The organism is Lactococcus cremoris subsp. cremoris NBRC 100676, from assembly GCF_001591705.1.
In the GTDB taxonomy this organism is placed as follows: Bacteria; Bacillota; Bacilli; order Lactobacillales; family Streptococcaceae; genus Lactococcus; species Lactococcus cremoris.
This window is the reverse complement of sequence record NZ_BCVK01000084.1, coordinates 1-7,514: the sequence shown is the minus strand read 5'-3', so window position 1 is coordinate 7,514 and position 7,514 is coordinate 1. Positions and strand designations below refer to the sequence as shown.

7 protein-coding genes and 2 pseudogenes are annotated in these 7,514 nt (G+C 31.4%); 7 read left to right on the top strand and 2 right to left on the bottom strand.

The window, feature by feature from the left end:
- Positions 1–71: 71 nt before the first annotated feature.
- From LLA01S_RS11440 to LLA01S_RS11425, 4 genes are all read left to right on the top strand, one after another.
- The gene (locus tag LLA01S_RS11440) at positions 72–677 is read left to right on the top strand and encodes a zincin-like metallopeptidase domain-containing protein (protein ID WP_061778342.1); all 606 of its coding nucleotides are present in this window, start codon (positions 72–74) and stop codon (positions 675–677) included.
- Positions 678–720: 43 nt separating this feature from the next.
- A complete protein-coding gene (locus tag LLA01S_RS11435; protein ID WP_255209990.1) occupies positions 721–918 on the top strand; it encodes a hypothetical protein in 198 nt (65 codons plus the stop codon).
- Between the two features lie 305 nt (positions 919–1,223).
- Positions 1,224–1,592, top strand: coding sequence for a plasmid mobilization protein (locus LLA01S_RS11430; protein WP_061778341.1), 369 nt, complete (start codon positions 1,224–1,226; stop codon positions 1,590–1,592).
- A gap of 5 nt (positions 1,593–1,597) precedes the next feature.
- Positions 1,598–3,115: a relaxase/mobilization nuclease domain-containing protein gene (locus LLA01S_RS11425; protein ID WP_061778340.1), complete on the top strand. Its 1,518-nt coding sequence runs from the start codon at positions 1,598–1,600 to the stop codon at positions 3,113–3,115.
- Between the two features lie 299 nt (positions 3,116–3,414).
- On the opposite strand, the gene LLA01S_RS11420 is transcribed toward LLA01S_RS11425, so the two are convergent.
- Together LLA01S_RS11420 and LLA01S_RS12300 are read right to left on the bottom strand one after the other, a co-directional pair.
- The gene (locus tag LLA01S_RS11420) at positions 3,415–3,927 is read right to left on the bottom strand and encodes a coiled-coil domain-containing protein (protein WP_061778339.1); all 513 of its coding nucleotides are present in this window, start codon (positions 3,925–3,927) and stop codon (positions 3,415–3,417) included.
- Positions 3,920–4,120 (bottom strand): annotated as a pseudogene (locus tag LLA01S_RS12300) (RepB protein); the annotation flags it as partial. The pseudogene LLA01S_RS12300 and the gene LLA01S_RS11420, both read right to left, overlap by 8 nt.
- A 73-nt stretch (positions 4,121–4,193) precedes the next feature.
- On the opposite strand from LLA01S_RS12300, the pseudogene LLA01S_RS11410 reads away from it, so the two are divergent.
- From LLA01S_RS11410 to LLA01S_RS11400, 3 genes and pseudogenes are all read left to right on the top strand, one after another.
- Positions 4,194–5,351: pseudogene (locus LLA01S_RS11410) on the top strand (IS3 family transposase).
- A 38-nt stretch (positions 5,352–5,389) separates the two neighbouring features.
- Entirely contained in the window at positions 5,390–6,007 is a 618-nt protein-coding gene (locus LLA01S_RS11405; RefSeq protein WP_021164862.1) for a S24 family peptidase, read from the top strand.
- A 523-nt stretch (positions 6,008–6,530) separates the two neighbouring features.
- On the top strand, positions 6,531–7,514 hold a 984-nt coding region (locus LLA01S_RS11400), incomplete at its 3' end, for a replication initiation protein (RefSeq protein ID WP_061778338.1).

Genomic DNA, 7,514 nt, shown 5'->3' with positions numbered 1-7,514 from the left:
TTTTGAAATCTTTTAGCGCCGATTTTAGAGGGAGATGTCTCTTTTTTCCTTTTAAATAATTTTGACTTTCTTTGCTTTGGGCACTTTCGGCTGTTGAGTATGAAAATTTACCAAAACCAGTTGCTTATGTGCCGGACAACCCTGATGATAATCGCAAATTATTTTTCTCAATCACAAAGGCAAGTGATGTACCAATTAAGGTTTTAGAAACAGCAGAAATGTGTTCTGGGGCAAATGATTTTTACTCCCCTACAACGAAAGAAATTTGTTTAAGTCCGGACTTAAAAGGTTATCAAAGAATTAAAACTTTATTGCATGAAATCACTCATTCAAAATTGCACAAAGAGAGTCAAGAAGTTTTCGGTTCTGAAAAATATGCTTTACAAGAATTGGAAGCAGAATCTACCGCTTTTGTCGTTGCTAATCATTTAAATATTGACACAAAAGATTATTCAATCGGCTATTTAAATTCTTGGGGCTTTGATAAAATTTCTGATGAACAATTAGAAAATGTGATGAAAAATGTTCAAGCAACCGCAAAAGAATTAATTGAAAAAATTGATATTGAATTAGAAAAATATGTTGCTCCTGTACCGAAAAAATCAATGACAATGAAAGAAAGAATTGATAAGGCAAAAACAAAGTTATCTGAAAAAAACCACAAGAAACTGAACTAAAAAATGATAAACTTTCAAATAATAAAATCAAAGGAGAAAATGAATGATGATTAACTATCAAGGCGAAGATTTTACAGAAACTGAATTTTATGGACGTGAAATTTTAGAAGCCATTCAACTGACAAATAAATTTCCAACTCCAAAAAAAGTATTGATAGAGAGGTTAGAAGAAATGATACATGAACAATTAGATTTAATTGATAAAGAAGAATTAAATAATTACATTCACGCAAAAAAATAGGTTCAAACTTTGACCGAAGATGAAGTTAAAAATTTGTGTTTTGAAGTCAAAAATTGATACGAAAATGTCTTAAAAGAATTTGAAATTAAGCTCTAATTTTTTTCAAAAAGGGGGATTGGGGGACACCACCAAAAATAAAAATATTCGTCTGAAACGAACAAAAATAAAATTGGAAATTTTAGGTTTTGTGAGTCAAAGATGAATACTTTTTACTGCAAGTGTGTACACACTTGCGAAGCTCGCTAAAGACACTAACCCCCTATTTTGAGCTTTTAGAGTTGACAGATATTTGTGAGGTTGACAAGATGAAAATAATTGAAAATCGTGAGAGAAGTATACAGAAAAAATTTCGTGTAAATGAAAAAGAGAACGAAAGAATTAAATTGATGATGAGGAAAACTGGTATCACTAATTTTTCTATTTTTGCTAGACGAGCTTGTTGCAATAAAGAGATTTTTTCTATTGATTTTTCAGAATATAAAAATATTATTTCTGAAATTTCTGCGACAAAATCTGAACTAAAACGTATCGGAAATAATATCAATCAAATTGCTAAACATTTAAACGAAAATAAAAATAATCAGACAAAAGAATGGATGTCTGATTATCAAAAGCAATTAGAAAATTTGGAAGAAAAAATTCAAGAAGTGGTTCATTATATTTCGGAGGGCTAGAAAAAATGACAGTGATTTATATGCCGAAACAATCGAACGGAACGGTTCATTCTTCAAAAGATTTAAACCAACTCATTGATTATGTGATGAACCCTGAAAAAACAAATGACTTTGAATATGTTTCCGGTCAAAACATTTTAGATATTCATTCAACCTGTGATGAAATGTTAGCGACACGAACAATGGCAAACACTTTAAAAAACAAGCCACAAAAAAATGAAAGGTTCGGCTATCATTTTGTACAATCTTTTTCTCCTGATGACCATTTAACGCCTGAACAAGTTCATGAAATTGGTTTAAAAACCATGAAAGAATATCTAGGAAGTTCTGCGGAATTTATTATTGCCACTCATACCGATAAGCCACACCTCCATAATCATATTGTGCTTAATGCAACTGACCCTTTAACTTTAAATAAATTTCATCAAAATAAAAATGATTTGGAACGATTGAAAGAAATTTCTGATAAGATTTCTAAAGCATATGGTTGTAAAATTATTGTCCGTCCTGAAAAAAAGTTAGGGAATTCTCACAAAAATTATTTGGTCTATCTTGCTCAAAATTCTTACCGAAAAGAGATTAAAAACAAACTTGAATTTTTAATGAACCATTCTCACACTTGGGAAGATTTTAAAACAAAAGCAAGAGCCTTAAATTTAAAAGTAGACGACACAAAAAAATATACCACTTATCTTTTAGAGGGAAGCGAACAAACCAAAAAAATTAGAGATAGAAGTTTAAAAAATGATAAATTTTTAAAGGAAAATCTCAAAGAACGGATAGAAAGAAACACCATTGGTTATTCAGTTGAGGAAGTCGTGAAACTTTGGAAAGACAAAGAAAGCATTCAAGAAAAAGGACAAGAAAAAGAAATTGAAATGTTACTCGAACATTGGCAAGTAACAAAAGAAACTGAAAAAGATTTAGTTGTAACCATTGATACTGCATTTGATAATGAAGCAACGATTAAGATACCTGCACGCTGTGTTGATAAATTAGAAAACGGACAGTATAAAATATTTATTAAAAAGGGCGACCGCTTTTCGTATATTGATAAAAAAAGTCCGGCAAACCATAAAATCATGGTTGGGGCAACCGTTGCTAAAAATTTACAAAGACAAAGTGGAAATATCCCTCTTTATTCTGACAATGTCAATATCAAACTCAAACAAGTCTTTCATGAGTTCGATTTCTTAATCAGTCAAGGGCTTGGTTTTGATAGAAGTTTTGAAACCATAGGAGAAGAGTTAAAAGCCACCTATCAAGAAACACAACATCAATTAGACAAGCTAGACACAAAGATTTTAGAATACGTGGAAACAACAAAAACGTTACCTTATGAAGATACCTCAATCAGAGATACCATTAAAAGCTTAACAAAAGAACGTGATGATTTGCGAGATACTTTATATAAAGTCGATAAAAACATTCAATACTATCAAAAATCAGAACAGCGATTAGAAGACTATCAAAAAAATCAAAGTCCAAAACACAAAGCACGTGATGATGACTTTGAAATTTAGACGATTAAATAATCAAGCTGCTAGATCTTAAATTTTGGTTTTTAAATTTTAGACCTAGCGACTTGATTGAGTTTTAAAAAAACTCTATTTTTTACTTTGTAAAAAATAATGCTCCTGTCGTTGAGCAAACCAACGAAAAAGCACTAAAGAAATTGAAAAATGAATTTTTCACTCCCTTTAATGCTTGGAATAGTCCTATAAGCTTATATTTTGCCTTTTAAGCCCTTTTAAATGGTTTTGAGTAGAATTATGCCACTTGAATAATAAAAAGCCTACAATCTCATTTTATAGGCTTTTTGTCATTTCCAAAATTGATACCATTTTTTAGGAGTTGTCAATTCTGCTTTTAATTTTTCTCGTTCCTCTTGTGAATGTATCTTTTGTTTGTTTAATTCCTCCTGTAAGGATCGTATTTCAAATTTAAGAGCTTTAACTTCTTCTTTTGGTTGACTATTCACCTGTTCCTCTTTTGTATCCTCTGTGGGCATTTTAAGGGCTTTTAAGCTATCATTCTCTGCCTTGTATTCTTCCAGTAATTTTTTATCCTGCAAAGCTAATCGTTGTTGCTGGTCTGAAAGATTGCTTAACTTTTCTATATGAGAATGGGCTTTATCAAGTTCTGTTCTAAGAATACTGACGGTTTCGTTCTTAAAATACTGTCTGATAAGACTTACTGAATTGTCCTCTAACACAATTTTATTTTTTATTTTTTGAGTTGGGATTGAATTTTTGTTTATTATTCTTGAAATTCTAGTTTTATTAGTGCCTAATTCGTCAGCCAGCTCTTTTATGGTTTTTACATTCTTACTCATGGTCTAATTCCTGCCTTTTAACCGTAGATAGATATTGCTCGATTGCTTTTTTCAGATACTTCGCTACATTGCGTTTAGAATAGGCTTCTTGTTTGCTAGATACATAAGACAAGTGGTCTTTGACCCCATTCAATCCTCTTAATTCTTTTAACTCGTCATAAAGCGGAGAGACGTTCTTTTGCAAACCTTGGAGCTATACTATAAAAGTGGAGAGAAAATTGTGTGTTATAATCTGTCTATTAAGACACAAAAATGAAAGGACTTTTATGTCAGGTTTTAAACGTTACGACGAGGATTTCAAACAATCGCTCGTTAATCTCTATCAAACTGGTAAAACTCAATCCGAACTCTGTAAAGACTATGGCGTCTCTCAAACAGCATTCTCTAAGTGGATTAAGCAATTCTCTCAAGTTAAACTGGAAGACAATACAGTAATGACTGCCAAGCAAATTCAAGAATTACAAAAGCGAAATGCACAATTAGAAGAGGAAAATCTGATCTTAAAAAAAGCGAGTGCCATATTCATGCAAAACTCCAAGTAAGAGTGAAAGCCATCTATAGACTCCGATTTGAACACACGACAGTTATGCTCTGTCGTGTTTTACATGTCAATCGTTCCACCTACTATAACTTCATAAACAAGAGGCCTTCGAAGCGTGAAGTAGAAAATCAACGCTTGAGAAAATTACTCCTTGAGATTTATATGAAAGCCAAGAAAAGAATTGGAACGAGAGCTTTTAAAATCATTCTTCTGCGTGATTATGGCGTTAATATTTCTGAAGGCCGTATCTTAAGACTTCTCAAGTCTATGACACTCCCTAAAATGTCAACCATCAAACCTCGTTTTAAATCAAAGAAATCTCCTGTATTTTCTTCTGATAATCTGCTTAAACAAGAATTTAACCCGAACTCCCCAAATCAAGTTTGGACAACAGATTTCACTTATATCTCTATAGGACCTAAGCGACATGTTTATCTCTGTGCTATTCTTGACCTCTACTCAAGGAAATGTATTGCTTGGAAAGTAAGTGATAAGATTGATGCTCAACTTGCCTGTGACACTCTTGAAATAGCTTTGAATAAGAGAAAGCCTAAGGAACCAATTATCTTTCATTCGGATCAAGGGAGCCAATTTAAATCAGCTTCCTTTAGAAAGTTATTAGATGAGCATCAATTGCTTGCTTCTTACTCCAAGCCTGGATATCCCTATGATAATGCCGTTACTGAGGTCTTTTTCAAGTATCTTAAACAACGAGAAATTAATCGCAGAACTTATCACTCCATTCAAGAAGTTCAACTCTCTTGCTTTGAATACATCGAACAATTTTATAACAATTATAATCCTCATTCCGCCAACAATGGTTTAACTCCAAATTAGAAAGAAGAAAATTATTTTAAGAAAATATAGCTCATTTTGTGTCTAAATATTTGACATTGGTCCAGAAACCCTAAAGATAAAAATTTGAGACAATTAGCTGATGCACTAAATGTTTCATTTGAATATTTAACAGATACAGAAATTTTGCCAATTTATCAAGAACTCTCAGATGATAATAAACAACAAACAATTAATTATGCTGAGGATAAATTAAAAAGCCAAAAGGAACAAGAAAACATAATTCATTTTAGAAATTCTTTAATCCCATATAAGCAAGCGACTGAGCAAGCATTATCTGCAGGTTTAGGTGAAGGTTATACTGATAATATTGAAACATGTACTGTGTATTGGGATAAACAGGTTAATTATGATATAGGCATCCCAATTAAAGGGGACTCAATGGAACCAGAATTTCATTATGGTCAAACTGCGCTAATAAAATATCAAAGTTCTCCTGATTATGATGGTCAAGTTTGTGCAGTAGATAATGTTTCTATGGGAAATGGTTTTATAAAATGTGTCACTGTAGAGGAAGATGGACTTCTTCTACAGTCTTTAAATATAGAAGAGGGTCAAAACGGAGAAAGAAAATTTCCAGATATAAAATTATATTGGGATGATAACCCAAGGATTATTGGGAAAGTAGTTGCTGCATTTACTCCAATTGAAATAGATTTTTTATTTAAAAATTTGGAGCTTTAGCTCCTTTTATTTTTTTCTGAAAATTCGTTAGTTATTTTATTATAGAATAAGAATTATAGTTATATATATAAAGTTATAGTTACAGTTACAATTAAGGGGCTATTTTAAGGCTTAACCATACGGTTTATAGCTATTAATATCGTAAAAATGTTGTAGTGAGGAGTAAAAATGTTGTACTGAGGAGTAAAAATGTTGTACTGGGGAGTAAAAATGTTGTACATACGTCGTAAAAATTGCGTATTAGGGAGTAAAAATTGTGTACCTATGACGTAAAAATGTTGTATATAACCGTAAAAATGTTGCTTGTGACGTAAAAATGTTGCTGTAAATCGTAAAAATGTTGTATTATTACTAGACAAGAATAAAAAAATAGTATATATTAATAAAAACAAAGGTTATGACGTAAAAATGTTGTATTTTATATAAGTTTTTCTATCTTTCTTCTATGAATTGAACGAAAAATACACAATTTTTACGATTAAATCAGATATTATTTTATCTTGATACTGAAAGAGGGGTTAAAATGCAAAGTTACGATTTACTTGATGAACTTGATAGTGAAGATAAATTTAGAAAAGATATTAAATACAGCCGTCAATTGCCTGAGATGTTCTCTACTGAAGACATAAATGCTGCAAGTGAAAATATTACTTATGCTATACTTGGAGAGCTGAGAGACCGTTATAACGGGAGTGAACCAGTAACATTTTCTTATCAGGAATTAGCGGAATTAGGTGGATTGTGGGTAACACGTAAAAATGGTGTGAAATCGCTCTACAATGGTAAACGGCTACAAAAAATAATGTATGATTTAAACGAGGCATTGAAAAATTTCTCATACTATCAAGTAAGAGAAACAAATGATGATGGCACTCCCAAATCATGGAAAACAATAAATATTTTCAGTGTAATTGATTTTGATGGTACTAAAAAAGAAGTAAAACTCACAATTTCTAATGCTCAAATTAGTTCAGAACAAGTTGATGCAAAAGGGCATGTGATTGATAAACCGCTATATGTTTATGACTTAATCAATTCCAAAGATTGGAGAACGGTTAAACACTTACAATATAACAGAGGAATCAACAATAGTCTGCCATCTAAGTACTCCAAACGTGTTTACCGCTTTATAAGCGAGTTTAGGAGTTTTCCAAAAGGTACAAAAATGAGAATTGATGATTTTGATAAAAAAATACTTAAAATATTGAAGACTCAAGAAGACTCCTTTAACACCAAAGAGGTATTTGACCTCAGAAAAAATCGTAAAAAATATTTAGAAACTGCGGTTAAAGAAATATCAGAATTAAATACTCCTGAAGGAACTCAAATTGTTAAAAATTTAGATTATATTTATCACACTTCTGGACGAAGAATACAGTCTATTGAATTTACATATACGCCATTTAATGCTGATTTATCAGGCAGCAATCATATATCTATGAATTCTCGTACTTCTTCTCCTGGTACAGATAGTCCATTTATAAACGAAGCAAGAATGGTATTAGAA